Here is a 24,941-nt window from a genome sequence, read left to right on the forward strand (position 1 = left end):
CTTTCTCAGCTTTTCCATCTATTCGTGCTATCAAACTTCATAAACATTTACTCTTGTGACTTTCTTCCCTATTTTTTCATAGGAAAGTATACTATAATAATTTGGTTATTATTATCTTGAAATATATTATTTTACATATTCATCGGAAGGAGGGGGAACAATTGATCCGCCGTTGGTTTACGAAAAAAAATAAATCATTGCAGCCTGCATTTGAAACACCGTCATCCCATTCATCGTTGAGTCTATGCACGAATGCTACGGATGAACCAGATCCTGTAAAAGAAATATCGCATTTTAAAATGCGGCTAAAAGAATTTGGAATAGAGTTTAGTCACTTAGTCTCCAGCACTCCTAAGGATGTCGAAAACAGACAACAAGCCATAAGAGTTGCTGAAGAAATCTCAAAAGATCCTGAGATGCGTAATTATTTTCTAACGTGGAAACGGTTGCCCCTTCTTCATCATGAAAGTACACAGCATCAAAAGCACACCATGAAAAAACAGCGAGAATACATAACCGCTCTTACCCTTATTTTTATAGAAAATTATCAAGTGTTGCTGCAATATGTTCCTGGCACAGGAGGAAAACACTAAATGAACAAAGCGATTATTGTAGAAGTTAACAAACGCCATATCATCGTTCTTGCTGAGGGCGGAGAATTTAAAAAAATAAAAAAGACCAATGCCGCCTATACAGTCGGTCAAGAAATCCGTCTCCCTGTTAAACAAGAGAACAAAAAACCTGCTTTCTCTATCTTTAATTGGAAAACCGGAACGGCTGTGGCATTAGCGATCTTTCTCCTGTTCTTCCAAGTTCTCGCACCGGTTTCTGGACCTGGTGCATATGCATATGTAGGTATAAACATGGATCCAAGTCTAGAATTAAAGATTGATGAGGATATGAAGGTTCTTGATATTTATGCTTATAATCAGCAAGGTCATATGGTTCTTGATCGGTTGGAAGATTGGAAGAATGAAGAAATTGAAATAGTCACTGATCTTATTTTTGAGACGTGTGAAGACCTAGGCTATCTAAAGTCAAAAGAAGAAGTATTAATTACTACAACCCTCTCAGAGGAAGTACCTTCTGACAAAGAAAAAGAAATCAAGCAACAAGTGAATAAAGTCATGACCGAAAAAGCTCAAAAGAAATCAATAGAAATGACAACAATTGTCATGAGTTCTGAAGAGCGTGAACAATCAAAAAAGATGAAAATGTCACCTGGTCACTATGCGATTTATAAAGCAGCTAAGAAGTCTGGTAAGAAGATAACAAAGAATGAGATTTCAAGCCTTACAATTAAAGAAATTTCAGAAAAAGTAGGACCGATTAAAGAACTGCTAAAAGAGGATATTGAAACCGTTGATATCACCGAAAATAAAAAAGAGGATCTAGTTTACGAACCACCTCTTCCTATCTTGGATCTAAAAGATTCAAAAAACGAGGTAAAGTTAGAAAAGGAAATTGTACCTGTTCAAGAAAAACTACAAGAACCACAAAGAAAGAAAACCATTGAGTTGCCTGTTACTCACGCTGAGATTCCTGTATCACCAAAAAAGGAAGAAAAGCAAACGGATAAACCCGTAAAAGTTGAACAAGAGAAGCATGTAAATCCTCCTGCCCCTTCTGTTAGTGAGCAGGACAAGAGCGCACACAAGGCACCTACGAAGAGTACGCCTGTTGTAACTGCACCAAAGGAAGAGAAACCTAAGCAGGAAAAGCCTGTAGAGGACAGACCAAAACAAGAATTACCTAAAGAGGAAAAACCTAAGACAGAAGTACCGAAGGAAAACATTCCTAAAGAAGCTCCAAAGGAAGAGATTCCTAAGGTAGAAAAACCGAAAGAGGAATTACCTAAAGAAGAAATTCCTAAAGAAGAAATCCCTAAAGAAGAAATCCCTAAAGAAGAGGTTCCTAAAGAGGAGACTCCCAAAGTAGAAACGCCTAAAGAAGAAACTAAGCCAGAACCGAAAGAGCATTGGATTTATATTGAGATTATCATCGATGGTATCACGATCGAAGTACGCATTAAAGTAACAACAAATGTTTCGGATGCTGAATTGAAACAAAAAGCATTAGCTACTTACCAGCAAAATTCTCAAAAACATTCATGCCATACATCTACTTCAGCCATTTCACAAGAAGTGAATCAAGCTGAACCTAATAAAGAGCTACAGCAAGACACAGAAAATAAAGAGGTTACAGAATCAGTCAATGAAGAACCTCTTTTAGAAGAAGCTTCATAATGATCAAACCCCAGGACGAATAAAGAGTCCTGGGGTTTTTGTTTTCAATTCGTATAGATACCTAACTTTTATGGCAATAGTGAGAATAGGAGGAGAGTGTTTGTATGCGGTCTATTTATTATGCTTATCTAAGAATGCCGATGTTGATTCGACTTGCCATCATTCTTTTTAGCATCCTATTTTCAAGTGCTGTTTTAGCTCACCTCTTGGAAACAAAAACATTTCCAACCATATTTGAAGGGTTCTATTGGGCAGTTATCACAGCGGGAACGGTTGGATATGGCGACTTTACACCAGAAACTACTCAAGTCAGGTTATTGGCTATATTCCTTGTATTCATCGGGGCATCTTTTTTTGCCTTTTTGACTGTTCACTTAGCAAGTTCTGTTGTTAAAAGTGAAAATCGATTTTTTGAGGGGAAAAGTATGTACAAGAACAAAGATCACTTTATCATTGTCGGTTGGAACGAGAGAGCTAGACATACTATTCAAGCTCTCAAAGATAAACTCAAATCGAACCATATCGTTCTAATCGATGAATCTTTAAAAGTAAACCCTTTATATGTAGAAGGCATTCATTTTATTCATGCGAAGCCTAGTGAAGATCACACATGGTTGATGGCTCATATCCAACAGGCACACACCATCCTCATTACAGCTGATGCCAACTTAAAGGAATATGAAGCGGATACGAATACGATTCTTTCTATCCTAACAGCTAGAGGGCTGAATCCTACCGTATCCATCCATGCAGAAGTGTTAACAACAGAGCAAACGACAAATGCAAAACGAGCTGGTGCGGATCATATTATCCACACATCCAACTTAGCTTCACATGCCATGGTTTCTGGCCTTTCAAAAGAAATTTTATAAGAATAACAGATAGATTTTTAGTCTATCTGTTTTTTAATTTAATAAAGCAGTTTCTGTCTTTTTCACCAGTTCTTTAGCGATGCCTATCCACTTTTGATCAACCGTTGCATCCGGATCTTGCGGTTCTGAAAACTGATTAAAGCTTCCTGAGATGTTCCCTGTTTCAGCGTTATCATCAAGACCTACCTGATATTTGTGAGCCAACAAAAAGGGTTCACCAAATTGAATCGTCGTATCTTTCTTATCTAACTGACCATCAATCGCTTGAAAAGGAATTCTTAAAAACGTGTATCCTACTTCATCGTCCAGTTTATAATCAAAGTATCCGTGATCATAATCCCAGTTTCCTCCGTAAGAAAAGCCCATCCCTTTCAATACTTCTTCCGCTTCGTTCAGTGCGCAACACTCTTTTTCGATACTACTTTTTATCGGTTTCATCATCATCACCCCTTTATCAACTATTTCTTATCGTTTCCAAAATAAGCGAGATTATTTGAGCTTCCTATTTAAAATATAAAAAAAGCCCAACTCAGCGAATGGCCGAGTCAGGCTTTTATAGGATTAAAGACGTTTTTCTAATTCTTCTTTTTCTTTTTCAAATCCTGGTTTACCTAGTAAAGCAAACATGTTCTTCTTGTATGCTTCTACTCCCGGTTGGTCGAATGGATTAACACCTAGCAAGTATCCACTTACTGCACATGCTTTTTCAAAGAAATAAACGAGATAACCAAAATGATAAGGTGTCATTTCAGGAATACTTACGACTAAGTTAGGAACGCCTCCATCTGTATGAGCAAGCATCGTCCCTTGGAATGCCTTCTTGTTTACAAAGTCCATCGTTTGACCTGCTAAGAAATTTAGTTTATCCAAGTTCTGACCATCTTCTTCGATCGTGATTTCTTCTCGTGCTTGATCTACATATAACACGGTTTCAAATAGATCACGACGTCCTTCTTGTACATACTGTCCCATAGAGTGAAGATCAGTAGTAAAGTCGACTGATGCCGGATAGATTCCTTTGTAGTCTTTCCCTTCACTTTCACCGTAAAGCTGTTTCCACCACTCAGATACATAGTGAAGACCTGGCTCGTAGTTTACCATTAATTCAATGGTTTTGCCTTTATTATAAAGAGCATTACGAACAGCAGCATATTGATAAGCTTGGTTCTCTGCAAGGTTTGGATTGTTGAAGTCAGCTGCAGCTTCTTTCGCACCGTTCATCATCTCTTCAATGTTTACTCCACTTACTGCGATCGGTAAAAGACCAACAGCCGTTAACACAGAATAACGTCCACCAACGTCATCAGGAATGATAAAGGATTCATAACCCTCTTCGTTCGCTAAAGTTTTTAATGCCCCTTGAGCTTTGTCAGTCGTTGCATAAATACGTTTACGAGCCTCGTCTTTTCCGTATTTTTCTTCTAAGAACTTTCTAAAGATACGGAACGCGATTGCAGGCTCAGTAGTGGTACCAGATTTTGAGATCACATTTACAGAAACATCTTTATCTTTTAATACATCAAAAAGTTCTTTTACATAGGTTGAAGAAATGTTCTGTCCAGCAAAGAATACTTGAGGAGTCTTGCGGTCTTCTTTTGCTAAAAGGTTATAGAAAGAATGGTTTAACATTTCGATCGCTGCTCGTGCTCCTAAGTATGAACCACCAATTCCAACCACGATCAATACATCTGAATCACTTTTGATTTTTTCGGCACTTTTTACGATTCGGCTAAACTCTTCACGGTCGTAGTTTTCAGGCAGATCCACCCAGCCAAGGAAGTCATTCCCCGCTCCTGTTTTTTCATGAATCGCTTCATGAGCCGTTTTAACCGCACCTGTGAGATAATCTACTTCATGTTGACCAATAAAAGAAAGGGCCTTGCTATAATCAAAACTTAGCTTTTTTGTCATATGTAAACCTCCTAGAACATCATTATTCTTTCACTTTATACAAGTACTACGACCAAAGCAAGAAACCAAGCAAATGTAATCGTTTTCTTGAAAAAAGACGAAATATTCAAAAAGCAGCCATATAAAAAGAAAGGTCACTCCCCTCTTTTTATATGGCTTTCATTACAGGTGTTTTATAAAGACATTCTCAAAATGTTGAGTACATCTTCTTTATTTTGTTTCTTGAAGTTCCCAAACTCACCTCTAGCCATTGCTTTATCTGCAATGAGGTCTAGTTTTGAATCATCAATGTCATAGTCTTTTAGAGCATTTGGAGCCCCAAGTGATGTCCAGAAAGCAGAAAGACGATCAATACCTTCAAGAGCTACTTCTTTATCTGACTTTCCTTCTGTTTCAACATTAAACACGCGAACAGCAAGTTGTTTAAAGCGAGCGACATTCGTGTCCACGTTATGTCTCATCCAGTTAGGGAAAAGAATAGCTAAGCCGCCAGCGTGCGGAATATCATAAACAGCTGAAACAGCATGTTCAATGTTATGACTTCCCCAGTCACCGCGAACACCCATTTGAAGTGTACCGTTTAATGCCATAGTTCCGTTATAAAGGATTGTTTCACGCAACTCATAATTCTCAAGATCATCTAAAAGCTTAGGTGCCGTTTCCATTACTGTTAATAGAATGGATTCTGCAAAGCGATCTTGTAAAGGTGTATTTGTCGCGTTATGGAAATATTGTTCAAACACGTGCGACATCATATCAACCATTCCATAGATCGTTTGGTCCTTAGGTACTGAGAAAGTATAAGTTGGATCTAAAATCGAAAATTTAGGGAATACAAGCGGACTTCCCCAACCATATTTCTCTTGTGTTTCCCAGTTCGTGATAACAGAACCTGAGTTCATTTCAGATCCTGTTGCTGCAAGTGTAAGAACTGTTCCAAAAGGAAGTGCATCTTCTACTTGAGCTTTTAGCGTAATGATGTCCCATACATCTCCATCATACTTTGCTCCAGCAGCAATTGCCTTTGTACAGTCAATAACACTTCCACCACCAACAGCTAAAAGAACTTCGATGCCCTTTTCTTTACAAATTTCTACCCCTTTACGGACAGTAGAAACTCTCGGGTTCGGTTCTACACCTGAAAGCTCACTAACTTCAGCATCCATCTTCTTCAGCTCATTCATGACTTCATCGAACAAACCGTTTCTTTTGATACTTCCTCCACCATATACTACGAGAACTTTCTTTCCGAATTTCCCTAGTTCATCTTTTAGCGTTTGAATTTGGTTCTTACCAAAAACTAATCGAGTTGGATTGTAATATATATATTCGTTCATCAAAATCTCTCCTTCTTACATGGTTTAACCCGTATTATGTGGCACATCAATTGTAATGTAAAGTAATTAGCTTACCGAATACTAGCATGTGTTTTATTTCTTAGTTTCATGCTACAAAATGAGGGAATGCATAAATATAGGCAAAAATTGACACCCTAAAGAAGCTATTCTATTCATACGAAGAGGAGGAAATGAAATGAGTGGATTACAGCGCTTCGCACTTGCTTTGGTTATCATCGGAGCTATTAATTGGGGTCTGATTGGATTCTTTCAGTTCGATCTAGTGGCCGCTATTTTTGGAGGTCAAGACGCTACCCTTGCCCGAATCGTTTATGGTCTAGTAGGTCTCTCAGGTCTATATTGTTTAACGCTTTTGTTTAAACCTTCTGAAGAACTTAGTCGTGAAGGCCATGCAGAACATAACCGTGTATAATTTCATATAAAAAAAACCTCTCGATCGAGAGGTTTTTTTATTACTTTTTAAGGCGCTTGTTTAGTTGAGCCTGACGATCTGTAGACTCTTTCAACCAATCTTTAAGTTTTGCTTCAAGAGTGTTGAAACCTTTGTTAGCGTCTTGATTGTTTGTGTTGCTTTTTTTGTTATTGTTGTTGAATCCACCAGGACGGCGTTCTTTTTTAGGTGCAGGAGCTGGAGCTTCCTGTGTTTGTCGGATGGACAGTGAAATTTTCTTGCTGTCTTCGTCAACAGAAAGAACCTTTACTGACACAACGTCACCAACACTCAATGCATCGTTAATATCTTTAACGAAACCATGTGAAACTTCAGAGATGTGTACAAGACCTTGTACATTATCATTTAATGCAACGAACGCACCAAAAGGCTTAATGCCTGTAACTTTACCTTCAACAATGCTACCTACTTCAAAATTCATGAAAACACTCCTAACTATTTTTTAACCTGTTAAGTATAACATAACTAAATCGTACAAGCAAAACTAATAAAGAGAGTGTTTTATTGACTTGAGACCGTCATTTCAAGAACTTGATCATGCTTTGCTGTAAGGTCTTCACCAAAGGTGTATGTTTTCTCAATATTTATTTGATGCCACAACATGAACATGAGCACCGTCCATATTTTTCTGCTATAATCGCCTCTGCCACTTCGATGTCCTTCTAATAGATCCAGTACGACATCTTTATTCAGGTATTGATCAGTATGGCTCGTTTTGATGAGTTGTTTAGCCCAATCGTACATCTCATTCTTTAACCAATGTCTAATTGGGACAGGGAATCCTAATTTACGGCGATTCAGCACAGAATCAGGAACGATTCCGTTCATCGCTTCTCTTAATGCGTATTTTGTTGTTCCATTCGTTACTGTAAGACTAGGGTGCAATCTGGAAGCAACTTCAAATACTTCTTTGTCAAGGAAAGGAACTCTCAGCTCGAGCGAATGAGCCATCGTCATCTTATCCGCTTTAACGAGGATATCGCCTCTCATCCATGTATGCAGGTCAATATATTGCATCTTATGAACATCGTGAAATGCACTCGCTTGATCGTATAATGGCTTTGTTACATTTTTGTAGTTGTAAGCAGGACGATATTCTTTTAAGAGCTTACCTTTTTCATTCTCTGAGAACATTTTCGCATTACCAATATACCGTTCTTCAATGGTCATGCTTCCACGCTGCATGAAACTTTTTCCTTTAACACCTTCCGGCAAGATGCTAGCAATAGCTGCTAGACCTTTTGTAACGCCTTTTGGCAATGAAGAAAGATGTCTTAATGAATGAGGCTCATGATAGATGTTGTATCCTCCAAACAACTCATCAGCACCTTCACCTGAAAGAACAACCGTCACGTGTTTAGCTGCTTCACGCGCTACAAAATACAAGGGAACAGCTGCAGGATCGGCTACTGGATCATCCATATGCCAAATGATCTTAGGAAGTTCATTAATAAATTGTTCAGGTTTAACAAGATAGTGGATATTCTCAACATTTAATGCTGCCGCAGTTTGTACAGCTACATCTATTTCACTGAATCCTTCTCTTTCAAATCCAACCGTAAACGTTTTTAGCGATGGATGTAGCTCACTCGCTAAAGCGACGATGGCACTCGAATCTATTCCGCCAGACAAGAATGCCCCTACCGGAACGTCAGAACGCATGTGAACTTTTACGGAATCGCGCATAACGGAACGGATTTCTTTTTTTGCTTCTTCAAGCGTCATGTTGCTAGGTTTAAAACTAGGCTTCCAATACGATTGAATAGAAATAGGTCTGCCTGCTTTTTTTACAAAATAATGTCCCGGTTCAAGCTTTTTAATTCCTTTTGTTAAAGTCATTGGCTCTGGCACGAATTGATATGTCAGATAGTGGTGGAGGGCTTCAGCATCTACTACCTGTTTATCCTTAACCACAGAAATACTTTTCTTTTCGGACGCACAATATAACCCTTCTTCATCTTCAAGATAAAAGAAAGGTTTGATTCCAAATCGATCTCGAGCTCCATAAAGCTCTTTCTTTTCTTTATCCCAGATTAAAAACCCAAACATCCCTCGAAGTTCTGTAAAAGCCTTCTCTCTTCTATCACTAAAAAGAGCAAGAATTACTTCAGTATCTGAGTGTGTTTTAAATCGATAGCCTTTTTCTTCTAGTTCTTTTCTTATTTCAACATAATTATATATTTCACCATTAAAGATAATCCAATAGCGGTCATCTTCGTATGAAAGGGGTTGTTTTCCACTTTCAATATCAATGATACTCAGACGGCGGAAACCGAAACGCACATATTGGTCTACAAAATGACCACTATCATCTGGACCTCGATGAGTAATGATATTTGTCATATTGATTAATTGTTCCGTTTCTTTTTGTTCTACCGTTTCAGGCGTGTTTAACATATATCCAATAAATCCGCACATTTTCAAGTTCCTCCCCAAAAAACAGCTCAATGTCCACTTTCCATTTATTAAACCAAGTTAACTAATTGGTTTTCCAGAATATTAATTAAATCCCTTTATATGTGAATGAACTTCTCTATTATAACTCCGTAAAATCCAATCTTCACTACTTTTTTTGTTAAAAAAATGAAAAACAAGGAATCTGTACTATATTTGTCGAGAAAAGCGATATAAAAGTTACAAAACTCTTTTTAAATCATTGAATTTGGGTCTAAGATTCGATCTATTTCTTCTCTTGATAAGATTTTTTTAGACTCCAGTACTTCCTTCAACGTCTTTCCTGTCTCGAAACTTTCCTTTGCTACAGCTGCTGCTTTTTCATATCCGATGTGAGGATTCAAGGCTGTAACAAGTGAGAGACTCTGTTCGAGCCAATTTTGTATATTCTCTTCATTAGCTGTTATGTCTTTTAAGCATTTTTCTGTAAAAATGGTGATACCATTACTTAAGATTTTAATCGATTGAAGCACATTAAAGCCGATCACAGGCATCATTGCATTAATCTCTAGCTGGCTTCCGATTGCAGCTGTCGATACACACGCGTCATTACCTATCACTTGTGAACAGATCATATACAAGTTTTCTAAAATAACGGGGTTTATCTTACCTGGCATGATCGATGATCCAGGCTGAACAGCGGGAAGCATGATTTCAGCAAATCCCGTTCGGGGACCACTGCTTAATAATCTAAGGTCGCTTGATATCTTTATAAGGTGTATAGCTAGTTCTTTTAAGTGGCCGCTTACACGTATAGCTGCATTCGTGTTTTGCATAAAGGCATATGTATTCTTACTCTGTGTAAACGGTAGGTCTGTTGTCTGAGCGATCTGTTTTATCGCGAGTTCTGCATAATCGGGGTGAGCATTGATTCCCGTTCCTACTGCATTTCCTCCTAATCCTAATTCATATAAAAACGTTTCCGAGTGTTTCAACGTACGCTCTACCGATTCTAACGTGCCTCTGTAACCTTTGAACTCACTTCCTAAACGGATAGGAACAGCATCCTGCAAGTGTGTTCTTCCTGCCTTTATAATCTCGTGGAATTGAATTTCCTTTTTCTTTAGAACTTGAATCAATCGACTAAGAGCTGGATAAAGCGTTGCTTGAAGTTCCATGGCAATAGAAATCTGAATGGCAGTTGGAATCGTATCGTTGGTGGATTGTGACATATTTACATCGTCGTTTGGATGAATGAGTGAATAATCTGCTTTCTCCCCACCTAATAACTCAGAAGCACGTGAAGCAAGAACTTCATTCATGTTCATATTTTGTGAAGTTCCAGCTCCTGCTTGGTAGGCATCTACAACAAATTGATCTCTCATTTCGCCGTTTATAATTTCATCAGCTGCAGTCATTATGGCATTTGCTTTTTTATCATCTAAAGCCTTACATTCTTTATTAGCGAATGCTGCGCTTTTTTTAATAATGGCTTGTGCTTTTATAAAAGAGAACGGTAATCGAATACCGCTGATCGGAAAATTTTCAACCGCGCGTTGAGTTTGAGCTCCATAATAAGCCTCTTTAGGCACTTTAACTTCTCCCAATGTATCTTTGGCAATTCGAAAGTTATCCAAAGTCTCTTCCTCCTTTAGTTTCGTTATTACTTGTATCCCCTTCTTAAAAAAGATGTAATCCTTTTCCAAAAACAAGCTTAACTTTAGTTTTTCTATCTTTTTATTTTCTTCCTGCCCGAGAATCATGTTGGCAACGCGATAAAGCAAGCATCTGCAAAGAGATCTCTGCTTTTAAAGTGAAACAAAAAAACCGTCCAATTAGACGGTTTTTGCTTTGTGCAGTGAAACGACCACAGCAGGCTCTTTTTTTATAAACTTATGTTCAGTTTGATACCCTGCTTTCTTCTGCTTTAGAAAGGTCTTCTCAGATATTGGACGGGGCCTTGACCAGGAAAGGGAGTCAAGATTTTTCCAGTTATCATGTGTAATAATTTCACTTTTGTAATAATAACAGTTGCCGCTCACGTATTCTTCGCATATATAGCGGACTGTTTGTCGACTATGCATAACATCTCTCCATTTTTTCTTTCATTATCCCCGCATAACCGTTCATCCATACTTAAGCAAAAAAAGGCCTGAAGACCCTACCTCCAAGCCTTAATCTGTTAATCTCTAGTGTTCCACCACCACCAGCCACCAAATATCAAGATGAGAATAAACACTATAATTACTACAGCCCAGACCCAACCGTAACCATAGCCGCCATAACCGTAAGCTCCGTAAGCATACGGGTAATAGTAAGGATAATATGGAAATGCCATCCTGCTACCTCCTCTTATTTCTTTATGCGTTCTTACTCCTTATTAAAATATGTACGAAGTGGGTAAAGAGGAATAGAGGCAAACGCACAAATTTTAGCAGTCCATTACTTTTTTAAGTGATAAAAGGCTTTTTCGCATAAATTGTTGCGTCTAGAAAGTTGTTGATTTCCGCTCCAGGTTGCGCGCTTTCCTAGTCCATTCAACTTTTGCTTGTCGGGGCTGAACGAGCCAATTCCACATTTCGGGCTGACCGCTCGTCCCATAGGAGTTGGCAACCCTACGCTACAATCAACTTGCATAGAAGAATACAAAACATCTGCAAACCCATTTTTTAGAACCACGTCTAAAAAAGAGGAAATAATTTCTCGTTGTATCTTGAGGATTGTTTGGTGAAACTACTCATAGAATTCTGCGGACGGAGGTAAGACATTCATGGCTCTTGATGAAAAGCATATTTATTCTCCAGGGTATCGAATTAATGTTAATAATGTTCAAATTTATTATGAATACTTCGATCATGAAGATCCGGATGCAAAAGTGGTAGTCCTGGTGCACGGGTTTTTGTCATCTACGGTAAGTTTCAGAAAACTGCTTCCTTACTTAACCAAATCCTATAAAGTTGTTTCCCTTGATCTCCCAGGGTTTGGGCAGAGTGAAAAATCAACGAGTTTCATCTACAAACTATCTAATTATGGTCAACTGATCATCGACTTCTTAGACAAATTAAACATTCAAAACGCGATACTGATCGGCCATTCTATGGGTGGCCAGATCTCTATGCATGCTGCAAAGAAATCCCCGAAAAGAATTGAAAAATTAATTCTTCTTGGCTGTTGTTCCTATGTAAAAAGAGCGAGCCGTTCATTAATTGCCTGCTCTTATCTACCGTTGTTTACCTGGGGGATGCGAAATTGGATACAAAGAAAAGATGTAAAAGAAAATTTACTTTCTGTTTTACATGATTCCAAGTTGGTTACGGATGAAATGATTGAAAGTTATAAGAAACCCATTAGCGAACTAGCCTTTACCGATTCTTTGATTCGATTGTTGCGCCATCGAGAAGGTGATATGTGCTCTCAGGATTTAAATCAAATTCAACAACCTGTTTTAATGCTTTGGGGTAAAGAGGATAAAGTGATGCCTGTAAAAACCGGTTATCGTTTAAAACATGATCTTCCAAATGCAGAACTGATCATCTATGAAAAATGTGGACATCTTCTAATGGAAGAAAAACCCCAGGAGATATGCAGTGAGATCAAACGTTTCATTGAACAAGGCATAACTCAAGGAACTGCGTTTCAACAAGAAACCTCTTAATATTGAGTAAGTTGTATCTTTTATTTCATAAAAAAAAGGCTAAAACCTATATCCTAATAGGTTTTGGCCTCCTTTTTTACTTCTCACGACTCTTTGTCATCTGTTGCCACACTGTACCCGCCGCTTCTTCTCCGCTTTGGATACGTTCGATCGCAATTTTCACTTGAAGAGATACTTCAAACTCCGGATCCTCTTGAGCAGCTTTTAATGCAGGAAGGGCTGTCTCGTCACCCACCTCAAATAAAAAGCGAGCCGCTCTCCATCTCACAAGTTTGTTTTTGTCTGATAAAGCATCACACATAACGGGTATTGCTTTTGCATTACCTAGATCAGATAATGCATCACCAGCTGTACGTCTTACCGATACATTCTTATCTTGCAAAGCCAAGTATAGAAGAGGTAACACCGCTTCATCTTCAATCATTCCTAAGTAAACAACAGCCAAACGTCTGATTGAAGGCTTTTCATCTTTTAATGCTTGCTTTAGTACCATAACATCATCAAGGGTTGGATTAATTCGTTCTAATGCAGCATAACGTGTCTGCCAATCGGCGTCACGTAGCTGTTTCGCTACTTCAGAGGTGGATAGTGCTTCGACTTCAACCTCTTGTTCAGATTCTGCGCTATACGCTTGTTTTACTAATTGATCTAAACGTTCTTGCGGGTAAACAGCTGATAGTTCTTCAGCAACTTCAATGCCAACTTGTTCAAACGTACCATAACGAACTCCTTGTTCTTCCCATTGTCTTTCCATAACAAGGTTATCGGAAGAATCTTGAGCCTCTAATGCAGCTTTAGCAAAACGTTCAGCAAGGCCCACTCTTCTTTCTTCTTGCTCGGTTTTAAGTTTGATCTGCATGGGAAGACCTCTAAACATTTGAACGAGAACCATAATTTCCTTAATCTCTTCTTCTTGTTGAGCTTGTTCAGCTGTATAACCCGATTCTTCTTCTTGACCGAAAACAGATCGAACGCCTGCCAATACATCTTCCCATTTCGCACGAGAATTTCGTTCTAAGGCTATAAAGTCTGCAACGTGATAGATGCTTTTAACTCCATCCACTTTAAGTATTTCTTGAATGAACGTGGGAGCACCTTCTGCCCCATCTTTCGTATAGTTATAACGCTCAGTTCCTGGCAGTGTTTCAGACAAGTTGATCTTCATTGAATTCGGACTTGGAGTTGGTTCAATTCCAGTAATTTTCATCTTCAATCTTCACTCACTCCTTTTCAAGTTTAGAATTTATTTGTAACAGATAATCGTTGATCTGATCTTTTTCTTTATCTGTAAACTTATATTCACAATCTACACCCTCGTCGTGAGCAATAATTTCTTGTAACTCACCATTTGCATCATAGACAGCTAAAGCACTCGGCTCATGGAGTCCTTCAGGAAGTATCTCAACATTTTCTACCTCAAAAGAAATATATACATTTGTCCAAGGTCCAACCTGAACGACATCATATCCTGTAAAACGTAAGCTTCCTTCAAAATAATCGGTGAATCCATATTTGTACATAGCCGTCCTCCAAGTCAATATCTCTTATCTATTATAAGGAACAAAAGGTAAAATCTCAAAACATGCAGTTTTTACAATGTAGTTAGCTTTTAAGCTCAAAAAAAGCAAACACAGATTACGTGTTTGCTCTATGCTCGTTATTTGGTTATTTCTCTAAGTATAGCTCTTACAGGGCTTCCGTCTGCTTCTTCAAGGGCAAGTGGTAGAGCGACGAGTTCATATACTCCTTCAGGTACTTCATCTAACACAAGACCTTCTAATATTTGAATGTTGTGCTCATAAAGAGCATGATGAGCCCTTAACTCTTTGCTATCTAAGGGATCTACCGATGGCATATCCACACCGACCAGCCCGACTCCACATTCACTAAGAAATGGGACAGCTTCTGGTAATAAAGGGACGATTTCAGCCGGGAACACGGAACGATCTTTCCAGCATCCTGTCTTAAACAAAACTCGTTTCGTACCGTCTTGAAGTTTTTCTTTCAAGCTCTCAATCGTTATCTCTTTCCTATTTGTTAGGTCAATAACCATTGCTCTGCCTACATATAATTCGAGGTCCAAGCCTCCAACTCTTTCGCCACTATCTGTAAAGTGGTAAGGTGCATCAATATGAGTACCAGTATGCGTACTCATCTCTAATTTACCTACGTTTACAGATCCAGAGTCTTCTTTCGTCCAAGCAAGATCGAAATGATAGGGCGTATCCCCTGGCCATCCTGGTACACCATTATAAAGTGGCATCGATATGTCATAGAATTTCAAGTCACCCACTCCTTATGCGATCACTTCTCTTTTATTTTCAAATTTCTCATATTCCCGATTCTTCATGATCTTACTTAAGATTTTGACTGCCTCAAATACATCTTGAAAAGAATTATACAATGCAACAGGAGCTAAACGAATAATATTAGGCGCTCTAAAATCTGGAACGATGCCGTTTTGTTTTAACGCTTTGCAAATTCTCGCAGCGTCATTGTGCATAAGGGCTACGTGTCCGCCTCTTCTAGTATCATCTAGTGGGTTTACAATCGTAAACTCATTTTCTATCTCTTGATTCAATAAATCCATGAGCAACGACGTTAACTTTAAAGATTTTGTTCGAATTCGGTCGATCTTGGCTTCTTCAAAAATAGATAACGATCCGATCAATGGTGCCGTGCTCAACATATGCGGCGTTCCAATTTGGTACCCACCCGCAGAATTCTCAGCATCAAAGTGATGATCCATATCAAACTGCGTTTCTTTTTTGCTGCCAAACCAGCCAGAAAGACCAGGCGTTTTCGTAAAATGCTTCGTATTCACATATAAGCCGCCCACTCCGCCTGGTCCAGCGTTTACATATTTGTAATTGCACCAAAAAGCAAAATCAACTCCCCAATTACTCAGTTCGTGAGGAATAGCTCCGATCGAATGACAAAGATCGAATCCGATCGGTATATTCCTTTTGTGAGCTTCACGCGTCAAACGTTCTATATCTAATAATTGTCCACTTCGATAGAGAACAGAAGGAAGTAAAATAAGAGCTACATCTTCTGTCATCTTATCAATAATGTCTTGTTCATCAAGCGTTAATCCATTCTTGCTTCCTACTTGAATCAAATCGGTGTCAGGATTTAACCCCTTTAATTTCAACTGACTTTGTAACCCATATATATCAGACGGAAAAGTGAGTTCATCTGCTAGAATCTTCGTTCTTCCCTCTTGCGGTTCGAAAAAAGTGGCAACCATTTGATGAAGATTTACGGTAGTTGAACCTGTAACAATGACTTCTTTCTCTTTTGCTCCAACGAGTAAAGATAACTTTTCTGCTAGTTTTTCACTAAGAGTAAACCACGGATACTTACCACCCATCCATCCGTCTATTCCATGCTCTTTCCAGTCATTTAATACATCAAGCAAAGATTGTTCTGCACGTTTAGATAGAAGTCCTAGTGAGTTTCCATCTAGATAGATCGAATCATCTTTTGTATAGAACTCTTTTTTAAAAGAAGCTAGTTCATCATTTTGGTCCATTTGTTCTACCATTTGCGCTGTTATTTGTCTCATTTTGTAATTTCCTCCCGAATGTGAGTATTGGAACCGTTTTCAATACAGAGTAATTTGACATATACATATCCCCACTTCTTCCATTATGATAGACACAAAGGGGGTGTTACCACTGAAACGTCTTTGGTGGTTCACAGGAATTGTAGTCGTATTCTTTTCGACAATCGCACTTATATATATGTATAATAACGCAGATTTACAGACGTTAGAAGAAAAAAAGATACCAAAACAAGATAATCCAGCAGTGCCAAAAGAAATTAAAACAGAGCCAATCACTCCTGAACCAGAAGAAAAAATATCGGATCTTACACTTGCGGCGGTTGGTGACATCTTAATTCATGATACGGTTTATAATAAAGCGAAAACAGCAACAGGATATGATTTTAATCGTAACTTCAACTCAGTAAAATCCTATCTAACTGCCCCTGATATTACGATAGCAAACCAAGAAACAATGATCGGCGGTACCCAACTTGGTCTATCATCTTATCCATCTTTTAATTCACCACATGAAGTCGGAGATGCGTTAAAAGCAAATGGAGTCGATCTCGTAACGTTAGCTAACAACCATACACTTGATCGAGGAGAAAAGGCGATCATAAGCGCTTTAAATTATTGGAATCAAATAGATGTTATGTATACGGGAGCTTATTTAACGGACAAAGATCGGCAAAACATCCGATTGATCAAAAGGAACGACATTACAGTATCCTTTTTGAGCTATACATATGGAACAAACGGAATTCCGGTACCTACAGGAAAGAACCATCTTGTTAATCTGATCGAAGTGGAACGAATTAAGCGAGACATCAAAGAGGCTAGAAAGTTATCGGATGTAAATGTGGTATCTTTACATTTCGGTAATGAGTATGAAAGGATGCCAAATGAGTTTCAAAAGAACATCGTGAAAGTTGTAACAGAAGCTGGTGGAGACATCATCATCGGTCACCATCCACACGTTCTGCAACCTGTAAAATGGGAAACTGCAAGTGATGGATCAAAAACCTTCGTCGCTTATTCTCTCGGGAATTTCTTATCTGGTCAAAGACGTGAATATAAGGACATGGGTGGAATCGTTCAACTGAAGGTCACAAAACGTCAAAAAGGAACGGAAAAAACCATTGAATTATCTGAACCGAAATTTCTTCCAACTTACGTCGATCAACCTTTTGTGATCCACCCTATGAAAGAATTACCTGCCATGAAAAAGTCTTACGAAGAAATAAAAACACACATGAAACAATGGGTGCCTGAACTTACTTTTTTTGAATAAAAAATGCTGACTCCGATATTCATAGGAGTCAGCTTCTTTTATTTCCCTTTTGATCTTGGGCTTTGTGTATCTCTTTTTGGAATTTCATCACTGAATTTTTCATCAGAGAATTCTACGTTCATCATGCTTTCCGTTGGCGTTGAGTTATTTTTCTCTGCAGCATCCCAAGAGTGTTTACGTTTTGTCATGGTCTTTCCCTCCTTGTTTTTAGCATGTGTATTTTTCGTAAAAATAATAAAAGAGACAGATTCTTAGAATCTGTCTCTACAAAATGGAATCGTTATAATACCATCGCTGCAATAAATCCAAAAGCGACCAATGGAATATTGTAATGCAAAAATGTTGGCACACACGTATCCCAGATATGATTGTGTTGATTATCTACATTAAGACCAGATGTAGGACCTAGTGTACTGTCAGACGCTGGGGATCCTGCATCACCTAAAGCAGCAGCTGTACCGATTAAGGCGATCGTCGCCATAACACTTAATCCTAATTCTCCAGCTAGTGGCACAAAAATGGTTGTTATGATCGGAATCGTTGAGAATGAAGAGCCGATTCCCATCGTTACGAGCAATCCGATAACTAACATCAGTAGAACACCAAGAGCAGTTGAATTTCCGATGAATGCAGCACTATCTTTAACTAATGTTTCAACTTCACCTGTTTCACGCATAACAGCTGCAAAGCCTGCTGCAGAAATCATAACAAATCCAATGTAAGACATCATTTTCATACCATCCGTCAATATGGCATCTGAAGTATTTAACTTTAGCTGTCCGCTAAAATAAAGAACGATGATACCTGATAATGCTCCGAAGATCATTGAATCCGTCTGTAATTGTACAAACAAGGTAGCCACAATGGCGAGAACTGCTACAAAAATGGAACGAGTTGTATAAGATATATCATCTGTTTTAGTCATTCCGGTCGTTCTATCTTCATATTGGCGTGGTTTACGATACGTAATAAAGACAGCGATCAATAAACCTACAATCATTCCGAGAGATGGAATCGTCATCGCAGTAGGGATCTGATCCATCTTTACGGTAAGTCCACTATCTTTCATGTTTGTTTGAAGAATCTCATGAAAGATTCCTCCGAACCCTACCGGGAACCACATGTAAGGGGTGATCAATCCAAACGTAATGACAGTCGCAACTAACCTGCGATCAAGCTGCAGTTCATTTAAAACGTGCAGCAACGGTGGAATGAAAATTGGAATGATCGCAATATGAACGGGAATTATATTTTGTGAGAAAGAAGAAATCATAAGGATGATAAATAAGATAAGTACTTTGGATAACGTCTTCTTTTTTGATTCTCCTTCTTTCCCGACCAATACGATGGCTTTTTCAACCATCAGTTTTGGAAGTCCTGTACGAGATAACGCTACAGCAAAACTTCCTAATAATGCATAACTTAATGCGATGACCGCATTCGAACCTAACCCTTCAGTAAATACTGTTATGGTTTCTGTCAAACCCATTCCTGCTACAAATCCACCAACTAAGGCTCCAATTAACAAGGCTACAACAACATGTATACGTAAAAGGCTAAGTACTAGCATAACAGCTACCGCTAATACTACAGCATTCATATTCATTTCCTCCTTAAATAACTTTATTGCTTTATTTCGCTAAATCACTAATATGTTAAACCTTTAACAAATTAACATGGATAATAGTGTTTTGTCAAACACAAAACAAAAACTGGTTCTCAATAAAGAGAACCAGTTTTTTATCCTTACGATTATGCTTTAAAGTTTCTTACGAAGTTAACGAGTGTTCGAACCATAACACCGGTTGCTCCTTTAGGACCTAACTCTGTGGATTTTCCGGAATAGGCGGTACCTGCTATATCTAAATGGACCCATGGCGTATTTTCAGCAAACTCACCTACAAACAATCCACCTGTAATGGCATGACCAAGTCTACCAGTAGAGTTGTTAAGATCAGCAACATCACTTGTTTTCAACATATCTTTAAACGGCTGAAAACTCGGAAGGAGCCACAACAATTCCGCCTCATCAGCAGCAGATTGCTTGATATGTTCATAGAACTCTTCGTTGTTCGTTAGAGCACCCGTTGTACAATCTCCTAACGCAACGACTACTCCACCGGTCAAAGTCGCAACGTCAACTATATACTTTGCTCCTTGTTCCTTAGCATAAGTAATCGCATCAGCTAGTATGAGACGACCTTCTGCATCCGTATTTCGAACTTCAATGGTCTTTCCACTCAGTGAAGTAATCACATCTCCTGGTTTCATAGCCTCTCCGTTGATCAAGTTCTCTGAAGAAGGAATCACGAACATGATATTAATCTCAGGCTTCAGTCGGCCGATCGCCTCCATCGCTCCTAATACCGCGGCACTTCCACCCATATCGCTTTTCATCTCATGCATGTTGAGAGCAGGTTTAATGGAATAGCCGCCCGCATCAAAGGTTAAGCCTTTTCCTACTAGGGCAACATAAGAATCTTCCTTTTTCCCACCTTGATATTTTACCGTGATCAATTTGGGAAGCTGATCTGATCCTTTACTAACCGCAAGTATCGCTCCCATTCCAAGCTTCTCCATGTCTTCTTTTTCAAGGATCTCATACTCCATGCCATATTCAAGCGCCACATCAATTGCTTCAGCAGCAAGATCTGTAGGTGTTAGAAGATTGGCAGGTGTGTTTACAAGATCTCGAGCAAAGTTAATCCCTTTCGCATAAGCAAACCCGCTCGTCAACCCAGCTTCTGCTTCACTGTTTTCCGTATAAACCGTTATAGACTCTAAGCGTTTTTGTGGTTCATTACTTTTCTTTTTATAATCCTCAAATTTATAAACTGCTGTACCAGCTGCTTCACTAAAAGCATGAGCAAGTTTATCGATGGAAAGCTGATTCGTATGAAACGTATCTAGTAATATTGAAAAGTGTGTTCTCTTTTCTTTTGTTATTTCTTGTACGGCTCTTCCAAACGTACTTCTAGCTTTGTCATACGTAAAATCTTCACGCTTTCCTAAACCTGCAAAATAAATTCGTTTCGTACCGAGCTGACCAAGTGTATTAAGCTTTTTGATACTTTTTAGGCGATTAGAAAGATCACCTTCTTTTATAAGATTTGTCATTGTTCCGTTTAATCCTTTATCCATATCAGCTAATACACCAGTTAGTTTTGGTTCTTGAAATAAACCGACCAGTAGGACTTCTTCTTGTTCGTTAGTGTTCCAAAGTTGTTTAATCGTAAACATGTTAAAGTTCCCCCTTATTGTTTGAGCTCCGCATCTCATTATACTCTTTCTTTTAGAATATTTCGAATTCACGATGCATTATTCTTCTAAATTTAAATAAAGTTTTGGAAGAACAGGTTGGTGAGCAACTTCTTCAAATTTCACTCTATCTATATCATTAGGAATAGTTTCAAGACATTGATCAATAAACACTAATACTCTCTCCACATTTAACTGCCAAAAGAATGGTTTATAAGGTGTTAGATACTCTTTAGCCACCCACATCATTTGTCTGGCTCCCTTAAGATTTCCATATTCATAGTGATAGATGGCGACCGTCATCTGTAGCAATCCCTTTATAAACAGGTTACTGCGGTCTGTGAGCCATACTTCTTCTAATAGATCGTGACCAGTGTAATAATCTCCATCGTTAAAAACAATAAAAAATTCATAATACTCCTCGGGAAAATACTCCATTCTTTTCCTCCCTCTATCAAACCGTGATATGCAAAGATTGAACTAGCCCTAAATCGGGTAACAACTATCTAAAACAGCCATACTATAAACCACCCTATTGAAAGGATAATCCACATGCCAGATATTCTAATGAACTTTCCATTATTAGCAGCTTTACTTGGTGTATTTTCTGCACAATTCTTAAAGATTCCTATACATTTTTATCATACTAAAAAAATACGATGGGAGTTATTTATTAGTACAGGAGGAATGCCTAGTTCACATTCAGCAGCTGTTACGTCACTAGCAACAGCCGTTGGAGCTCTGCACGGAACAGGTTCCACTCTCTTTGCCATTGCTGCCATGTTTGCGATTATCGTCATGTACGATGCAAAAGGTATCCGTTGGCATGCAGGAGAACAGGCAGCTGTATTGAATGACTTAGTAGAAGAATTCAGAGACCACGTGAGGGAATCAGAGAAATTCCAAGAAAAAAAAGTGGAAGAACAAAGGAAAGAATTGAAAGAACTTCTTGGACACCGTCCTAGCGAAGTATTCTTTGGCGGACTTCTTGGAATTCTTCAAACATTACTCTTATCATGGTTGTTCATATCATAGGAGGTTCTTCTTTTTGAGAATCATTTCAATTTGTCCAAGTAACACAGAACTGTTGCATTATTTGGGTTTAACTTCAAAGTTGGTAGGAGTCGATGATTTTTCGGATTGGCCAAAAAGCATTGAAAAGCTTCCACGGTTAGGTCCAGATTTATCGATTGACATGGATAAAGTACAGTCTCTGGCTCCCGATTTAGTATTAGCTAGTTTGAGTGTTCCAGGGATGGAGAAAAATATAGCAGAGTTAGAACGACGCAGTATTCCACATGTTATATACAATCCACAAAGTCTTTCTGATATCCAGAATGATCTGCTCGATCTGGGTAAAAGAACAGATTCATTAGCTGAAGCTACAAAAGTAATGGAGTGGATGAAAAATGAGATTTCCCAGTACGAGAAAATAAGTAACTCCATAAAAAAAAGAAAAAAAGTATATTTTGAATGGTGGCCAAAACCCGTTTTTACACCTGGTAAAGTGAATTGGCTCACAGAGATCGCTTTTCTAGCTGGCGGGGAAAACGTATTTCAAGACGTCGAACTGGCAAGTGTACAAACATCATGGGAAGATGTTGTAAGCCGTATGCCAGATATCATCGGAATGGTGTGGGTTGGTGTCAAAACAGAAAAGATGAAGATCTCCCATATACATAAGCGAGAGGGCTGGGACCATTTAGAGACCAATCTTCGAACTAAGATTTTTAAACTGGAAGAATCTCTCTTCTGTCGTCCTTCACCTCGATTAATCATCGGTATGAAACGTCTAGCTGCGCTTATACATCCAAATCACTTTCCTGCTTTCTTACCAGAGGAAGAAGAGAGCTACATAGAAAAGCTTCAGGTCACTAGAACCTGAAGCTTTTTTCACTTATATAAGTATTGTTGCCTAAACACTTGCATGGACTTTTCTTCATTAAGATTATTCAGTTCACTTTCTGTTATCTTTCCATCTCCACGCTCAACGATATACACAGCAATATTTTTCTTACCCCACTTTTGATACACTTCATCTACCGTATTATAAAATAGATCTAATCTCTTCCCTTTAATAGCTGATCCGGTATCCGCAACTACCCCATATCCGTATCCTGGAATCCATAAAACGGTGCCGATCGGAAAGACTGCAGGATCTGCTGCAATGGTTGAATAGAGGTCTCGTCTCACCTTTAAACCTGACTTAGTAATACCGTACGCAGGATGACTTTTAGTCTTACCCGTACTCTCATGGCCAGCCGTATATCCTGTTGCAGTCACATTTACAGAAGGATATTGAGTAAAGTCCATTTCTTCTTCAATGGATCTCTGTTTCACTTCAGCAGATGAAAGCATCATATTAGGTCTATAGATCGTAGGTAATGTCTTCAGGGATTGAGTTAAAACACTAAGCGTAGCCTCAACGATCTTGTTGTCTGATTGTTTTTCATCTAGCCAAGTTGCCAGGTCATCCGCCTCTACACTAGAAATGGAACGAAATGTTGTAAATAATGCACAAACAAAAAAGATAGCAATCATGGTTCTCTTTACAAATTTTCTTAAAATCAGCAAAAATTGTCCACTCCTCTCCTATCTATTCCTTCCCTGGCTCATTAATATGTATACCTGTTTGGATTAAAAGGAAAAAAGTGCAAATAAAAAAAGCCCCTAAATTAGGGACTTTTAAAACATTTGATATCCGCGTACTCGAAGCATCTTGATAGCAATTCCAGAAAGAATCGCACCGATCAATCCACAAGCAAGTATCGTAATATCCGATACTGACAAATTCAAAAGATCACTTCCAAGTAGCTGAAAGCTCGTACCTGGCTTAGTAAAATACTCGAAGAAACGAATGTCATCTACGATCATTATGACGACTATTGGATATAGAATAACCATAAACCAAGTAGCACGTAAAAGCATGTTAAACAAGAAACCGATTCCAAAGAATAGAACCATAAAAAGCAACATTGAAATAATGAATTGCGGCAATAGCAAATCCATGATGTAGACACCCCCATATATCTGACGTTAGTTTACTAAACGGGGGCATTTACGTCAATCGTGTTTGAGAGCGTTACAATATTAAGCTCTTTTTTTGCCGCTTCCGCAGCATTCTACACACGTTTCAGATCCTCCAAGCAAGAGCTGAAAATAACCTTTCCCCTCACAGTATGGACATTGATCATGTTTTTTCTGAATCGCATGTTTTCTCATGTTGTAACACTCCCTCTTTTTTGTTTAAATTTTCAGATAATAATAACAAGTAAATGGAAGATTGAAAAATCGATTTTAGAGTGAAATAACCCGATGTAAGCGTAATCATCATCTTCATTCTTTAATTATCAGAATATTTCGTACATTTTTATTGGCACTTCTATAAAAAAAGATCAGAGCCTCTCTGAGGGCTCTGATCAAGATTTATATAAGTACTATTTCTTTATCTACAATCCATTATCTTATAAGTCGTATAGCCGAACACATCACCAGGATTAATGTTATCTTCTAGGAACTTCACTTTATTATCTAAAAAAAAGTGAATCATTAATGATGTATCAGGATCAGCTCTCAGTTCTTCAGGCGTCATGAACGCAGCTGTTTCAATTTCACTTGAATGCTGTGAAAGATCTCCATGCTTTTTTCTTAATAAGAAGACAACCATATTATCACTGATTGTTTCTCTAATAACACCCGAGCGGATACCAAGTATGGTATTCACTTCTCCAACGATTCCTGTCTCTTCATACACTTCTCTTACAGCAGCTTCGTCCACGGTTTCCCCAGCATCTACAAAGCCAGCTGGGATAGACCACTTCCCTTTCAGTCCACCGTAGTTTTTTTTCACGACTAGCCATCTTCCATACTCGTCGATCAATAAGCCAGCCGCAGCAAGCCAAACGTTTCCTCTGTCTTTTTTAGTCATCCGCACGCTCGCCCTTTCACAAAGTAT

Annotated in this window: 27 protein-coding genes; 8 read left to right on the top strand and 19 right to left on the bottom strand. The window is 38.5% G+C overall.

The genetic code is table 11. From position 1 onward, the window contains the following. Positions 1-161: 161 nt before the first annotated feature. From ABE65_RS16355 to ABE65_RS16365, 3 genes are all read left to right on the top strand, one after another. On the top strand, positions 162-593 hold the full coding sequence (locus ABE65_RS16355) for a hypothetical protein (RefSeq protein WP_066397167.1): 432 nt from the start codon (positions 162-164) through the stop codon (positions 591-593). After that, positions 594-2,246, top strand: a complete 1,653-nt coding sequence (locus ABE65_RS16360; protein ID WP_066397169.1) for an anti-sigma factor domain-containing protein — start codon at positions 594-596, stop codon at positions 2,244-2,246. A gap of 104 nt (positions 2,247-2,350) precedes the next feature. Then, positions 2,351-3,118, top strand: coding sequence for a potassium channel family protein (locus ABE65_RS16365; RefSeq protein WP_066397170.1), 768 nt, complete (start codon positions 2,351-2,353; stop codon positions 3,116-3,118). 33 nt (positions 3,119-3,151) lie between these two features. On the opposite strand, the gene ABE65_RS16370 is transcribed toward ABE65_RS16365, so the two are convergent. The 3 genes from ABE65_RS16370 to ABE65_RS16380 form a co-directional block, all read right to left on the bottom strand. Beyond that, positions 3,152-3,556: a YugN-like family protein gene (locus ABE65_RS16370; RefSeq protein WP_066397171.1), complete on the bottom strand. Its 405-nt coding sequence runs from the start codon at positions 3,554-3,556 to the stop codon at positions 3,152-3,154. A gap of 123 nt (positions 3,557-3,679) precedes the next feature. After that, positions 3,680-5,029 carry a glucose-6-phosphate isomerase gene (locus tag ABE65_RS16375; RefSeq protein WP_066397173.1) on the bottom strand — a complete coding sequence of 450 codons (1,350 nt, stop codon included), beginning with the start codon at positions 5,027-5,029 and terminating at the stop codon, positions 3,680-3,682. A gap of 173 nt (positions 5,030-5,202) precedes the next feature. Continuing rightward, positions 5,203-6,366 (bottom strand): iron-containing alcohol dehydrogenase, encoded by a 1,164-nt coding sequence (locus tag ABE65_RS16380; protein ID WP_066397177.1) that lies wholly within the window; start codon positions 6,364-6,366, stop codon positions 5,203-5,205. 196 nt (positions 6,367-6,562) lie between these two features. Here ABE65_RS16380 and ABE65_RS16385 point away from each other — a divergent pair, with 196 nt between their 5' ends. Then, positions 6,563-6,799 carry a DUF378 domain-containing protein gene (locus tag ABE65_RS16385; protein ID WP_066397182.1) on the top strand — a complete coding sequence of 79 codons (237 nt, stop codon included), beginning with the start codon at positions 6,563-6,565 and terminating at the stop codon, positions 6,797-6,799. A gap of 40 nt (positions 6,800-6,839) precedes the next feature. On the opposite strand, the gene yugI is transcribed toward ABE65_RS16385, so the two are convergent. From yugI to ABE65_RS21600, 4 genes are all read right to left on the bottom strand, one after another. Beyond that, the gene (gene yugI / locus ABE65_RS16390; protein WP_066397183.1) at positions 6,840-7,259 is read right to left on the bottom strand and encodes a S1 domain-containing post-transcriptional regulator GSP13; all 420 of its coding nucleotides are present in this window, start codon (positions 7,257-7,259) and stop codon (positions 6,840-6,842) included. An 80-nt stretch (positions 7,260-7,339) separates the two neighbouring features. Beyond that, positions 7,340-9,256, bottom strand: coding sequence for an asparagine synthase (glutamine-hydrolyzing) (gene asnB, locus ABE65_RS16395; protein WP_066397194.1), 1,917 nt, complete (start codon positions 9,254-9,256; stop codon positions 7,340-7,342). Positions 9,257-9,486: 230 nt separating this feature from the next. Continuing rightward, the gene (locus ABE65_RS16400) at positions 9,487-10,869 is read right to left on the bottom strand and encodes a class II fumarate hydratase (RefSeq protein WP_066397196.1); all 1,383 of its coding nucleotides are present in this window, start codon (positions 10,867-10,869) and stop codon (positions 9,487-9,489) included. Positions 10,870-11,414: 545 nt separating this feature from the next. Then, on the bottom strand, positions 11,415-11,570 hold the full coding sequence (locus tag ABE65_RS21600) for a sporulation protein YjcZ (RefSeq protein WP_082861470.1): 156 nt from the start codon (positions 11,568-11,570) through the stop codon (positions 11,415-11,417). A gap of 432 nt (positions 11,571-12,002) precedes the next feature. Here ABE65_RS21600 and ABE65_RS16410 point away from each other — a divergent pair, with 432 nt between their 5' ends. Then, the gene (locus tag ABE65_RS16410) at positions 12,003-12,887 is read left to right on the top strand and encodes an alpha/beta fold hydrolase (protein ID WP_082861471.1); all 885 of its coding nucleotides are present in this window, start codon (positions 12,003-12,005) and stop codon (positions 12,885-12,887) included. Between the two features lie 76 nt (positions 12,888-12,963). Here the strand turns inward: ABE65_RS16410 and ABE65_RS16415 are convergent, their stop codons facing one another. The 4 genes from ABE65_RS16415 to kynU all read right to left on the bottom strand — a co-directional run bounded on the left by ABE65_RS16415 (position 12,964) and on the right by kynU (position 16,455). Beyond that, on the bottom strand, positions 12,964-14,094 hold the full coding sequence (locus ABE65_RS16415; protein WP_066400278.1) for a conserved virulence factor C family protein: 1,131 nt from the start codon (positions 14,092-14,094) through the stop codon (positions 12,964-12,966). A gap of 13 nt (positions 14,095-14,107) precedes the next feature. Continuing rightward, entirely contained in the window at positions 14,108-14,407 is a 300-nt protein-coding gene (locus tag ABE65_RS16420) for a hypothetical protein (RefSeq protein ID WP_066397200.1), read from the bottom strand. Between the two features lie 137 nt (positions 14,408-14,544). Then, a complete protein-coding gene (gene kynB, locus ABE65_RS16425) occupies positions 14,545-15,171 on the bottom strand; it encodes an arylformamidase (RefSeq protein ID WP_066397202.1) in 627 nt (208 codons plus the stop codon). Positions 15,172-15,183: 12 nt separating this feature from the next. Next, entirely contained in the window at positions 15,184-16,455 is a 1,272-nt protein-coding gene (gene kynU / locus ABE65_RS16430; protein ID WP_066397205.1) for a kynureninase, read from the bottom strand. A 112-nt stretch (positions 16,456-16,567) separates the two neighbouring features. Here kynU and ABE65_RS16435 point away from each other — a divergent pair, with 112 nt between their 5' ends. Continuing rightward, positions 16,568-17,728: a CapA family protein gene (locus tag ABE65_RS16435; protein WP_066400280.1), complete on the top strand. Its 1,161-nt coding sequence runs from the start codon at positions 16,568-16,570 to the stop codon at positions 17,726-17,728. 38 nt (positions 17,729-17,766) lie between these two features. Here ABE65_RS16435 and ABE65_RS21935 read toward each other — a convergent pair whose 3' ends face one another. The 4 genes from ABE65_RS21935 to ABE65_RS16450 all read right to left on the bottom strand — a co-directional run bounded on the left by ABE65_RS21935 (position 17,767) and on the right by ABE65_RS16450 (position 21,424). After that, positions 17,767-17,916: a hypothetical protein gene (locus ABE65_RS21935; protein ID WP_156499194.1), complete on the bottom strand. Its 150-nt coding sequence runs from the start codon at positions 17,914-17,916 to the stop codon at positions 17,767-17,769. A 92-nt stretch (positions 17,917-18,008) separates the two neighbouring features. Beyond that, complete coding sequence (locus ABE65_RS16440; protein ID WP_066397208.1) at positions 18,009-19,328, bottom strand: Na+/H+ antiporter family protein; 1,320 nt, start codon at positions 19,326-19,328, stop codon at positions 18,009-18,011. 152 nt (positions 19,329-19,480) lie between these two features. Continuing rightward, positions 19,481-20,968: a leucyl aminopeptidase gene (locus ABE65_RS16445; protein WP_066397211.1), complete on the bottom strand. Its 1,488-nt coding sequence runs from the start codon at positions 20,966-20,968 to the stop codon at positions 19,481-19,483. A gap of 78 nt (positions 20,969-21,046) precedes the next feature. After that, positions 21,047-21,424, bottom strand: a complete 378-nt coding sequence (locus ABE65_RS16450) for a DUF309 domain-containing protein (RefSeq protein WP_066397214.1) — start codon at positions 21,422-21,424, stop codon at positions 21,047-21,049. Between the two features lie 114 nt (positions 21,425-21,538). Between ABE65_RS16450 and ABE65_RS16455 the strand changes: the two genes are divergently transcribed. Then, a complete protein-coding gene (locus tag ABE65_RS16455) occupies positions 21,539-22,021 on the top strand; it encodes a divergent PAP2 family protein (RefSeq protein WP_066397218.1) in 483 nt (160 codons plus the stop codon). Between the two features lie 13 nt (positions 22,022-22,034). Beyond that, positions 22,035-22,871, top strand: coding sequence for a cobalamin-binding protein (locus ABE65_RS16460; RefSeq protein WP_066397221.1), 837 nt, complete (start codon positions 22,035-22,037; stop codon positions 22,869-22,871). Between the two features lie 8 nt (positions 22,872-22,879). On the opposite strand, the gene ABE65_RS16465 is transcribed toward ABE65_RS16460, so the two are convergent. The 4 genes from ABE65_RS16465 to ABE65_RS16475 all read right to left on the bottom strand — a co-directional run bounded on the left by ABE65_RS16465 (position 22,880) and on the right by ABE65_RS16475 (position 24,914). Further along, positions 22,880-23,527 (bottom strand): 3D domain-containing protein, encoded by a 648-nt coding sequence (locus ABE65_RS16465; RefSeq protein WP_066400283.1) that lies wholly within the window; start codon positions 23,525-23,527, stop codon positions 22,880-22,882. A 144-nt stretch (positions 23,528-23,671) separates the two neighbouring features. After that, a complete protein-coding gene (locus tag ABE65_RS16470; RefSeq protein ID WP_066397224.1) occupies positions 23,672-23,995 on the bottom strand; it encodes a YuiB family protein in 324 nt (107 codons plus the stop codon). Positions 23,996-24,076: 81 nt separating this feature from the next. Further along, a complete protein-coding gene (locus ABE65_RS22085; protein ID WP_171005383.1) occupies positions 24,077-24,208 on the bottom strand; it encodes a YuiA family protein in 132 nt (43 codons plus the stop codon). 223 nt (positions 24,209-24,431) lie between these two features. Continuing rightward, on the bottom strand, positions 24,432-24,914 hold the full coding sequence (locus tag ABE65_RS16475) for an NUDIX domain-containing protein (RefSeq protein ID WP_066397229.1): 483 nt from the start codon (positions 24,912-24,914) through the stop codon (positions 24,432-24,434). Between the last annotated feature and the right edge of the window lie 27 nt (positions 24,915-24,941).

This window comes from Fictibacillus phosphorivorans (assembly GCF_001629705.1).
In the GTDB taxonomy this organism is placed as follows: domain Bacteria; phylum Bacillota; class Bacilli; order Bacillales; family Fictibacillaceae; genus Fictibacillus; species Fictibacillus phosphorivorans_A.

Excerpts from the sequence above, each read along its gene's own strand:
- ABE65_RS16360 (WP_066397169.1), top strand. The coding sequence starts at position 594 with ATGAACAAAGCGATTATTGTAGAAGTTAACAAACGCCATATCATCGTT.
- ABE65_RS22085 (WP_171005383.1), bottom strand. The coding sequence starts at position 24,208 with ATGAGAAAACATGCGATTCAGAAAAAACATGATCAATGTCCATACTGT.
- ABE65_RS16370 (WP_066397171.1), bottom strand. The coding sequence starts at position 3,556 with ATGAAACCGATAAAAAGTAGTATCGAAAAAGAGTGTTGCGCACTGAAC.
- ABE65_RS16410 (WP_082861471.1), top strand. The coding sequence starts at position 12,003 with ATGGCTCTTGATGAAAAGCATATTTATTCTCCAGGGTATCGAATTAAT.
- ABE65_RS16440 (WP_066397208.1), bottom strand. The coding sequence starts at position 19,328 with ATGAATGCTGTAGTATTAGCGGTAGCTGTTATGCTAGTACTTAGCCTT.
- ABE65_RS16420 (WP_066397200.1), bottom strand. The coding sequence starts at position 14,407 with ATGTACAAATATGGATTCACCGATTATTTTGAAGGAAGCTTACGTTTT.
- ABE65_RS16375 (WP_066397173.1), bottom strand. The coding sequence starts at position 5,029 with ATGACAAAAAAGCTAAGTTTTGATTATAGCAAGGCCCTTTCTTTTATT.
- ABE65_RS16450 (WP_066397214.1), bottom strand. The coding sequence starts at position 21,424 with ATGGAGTATTTTCCCGAGGAGTATTATGAATTTTTTATTGTTTTTAAC.
- ABE65_RS16470 (WP_066397224.1), bottom strand. The coding sequence starts at position 23,995 with ATGGATTTGCTATTGCCGCAATTCATTATTTCAATGTTGCTTTTTATG.
- ABE65_RS16455 (WP_066397218.1), top strand. The coding sequence starts at position 21,539 with ATGCCAGATATTCTAATGAACTTTCCATTATTAGCAGCTTTACTTGGT.
- kynU (WP_066397205.1), bottom strand. The coding sequence starts at position 16,455 with ATGAGACAAATAACAGCGCAAATGGTAGAACAAATGGACCAAAATGAT.
- ABE65_RS16415 (WP_066400278.1), bottom strand. The coding sequence starts at position 14,094 with ATGAAAATTACTGGAATTGAACCAACTCCAAGTCCGAATTCAATGAAG.
- asnB (WP_066397194.1), bottom strand. The coding sequence starts at position 9,256 with ATGTGCGGATTTATTGGATATATGTTAAACACGCCTGAAACGGTAGAA.
- ABE65_RS21600 (WP_082861470.1), bottom strand. The coding sequence starts at position 11,570 with ATGGCATTTCCATATTATCCTTACTATTACCCGTATGCTTACGGAGCT.
- ABE65_RS16465 (WP_066400283.1), bottom strand. The coding sequence starts at position 23,527 with ATGATTGCTATCTTTTTTGTTTGTGCATTATTTACAACATTTCGTTCC.
- ABE65_RS16445 (WP_066397211.1), bottom strand. The coding sequence starts at position 20,968 with ATGTTTACGATTAAACAACTTTGGAACACTAACGAACAAGAAGAAGTC.
- yugI (WP_066397183.1), bottom strand. The coding sequence starts at position 7,259 with ATGAATTTTGAAGTAGGTAGCATTGTTGAAGGTAAAGTTACAGGCATT.
- ABE65_RS16385 (WP_066397182.1), top strand. The coding sequence starts at position 6,563 with ATGAGTGGATTACAGCGCTTCGCACTTGCTTTGGTTATCATCGGAGCT.
- ABE65_RS16365 (WP_066397170.1), top strand. The coding sequence starts at position 2,351 with ATGCGGTCTATTTATTATGCTTATCTAAGAATGCCGATGTTGATTCGA.
- ABE65_RS16380 (WP_066397177.1), bottom strand. The coding sequence starts at position 6,366 with ATGAACGAATATATATATTACAATCCAACTCGATTAGTTTTTGGTAAG.
- ABE65_RS21935 (WP_156499194.1), bottom strand. The coding sequence starts at position 17,916 with ATGACAAAACGTAAACACTCTTGGGATGCTGCAGAGAAAAATAACTCA.
- ABE65_RS16475 (WP_066397229.1), bottom strand. The coding sequence starts at position 24,914 with ATGACTAAAAAAGACAGAGGAAACGTTTGGCTTGCTGCGGCTGGCTTA.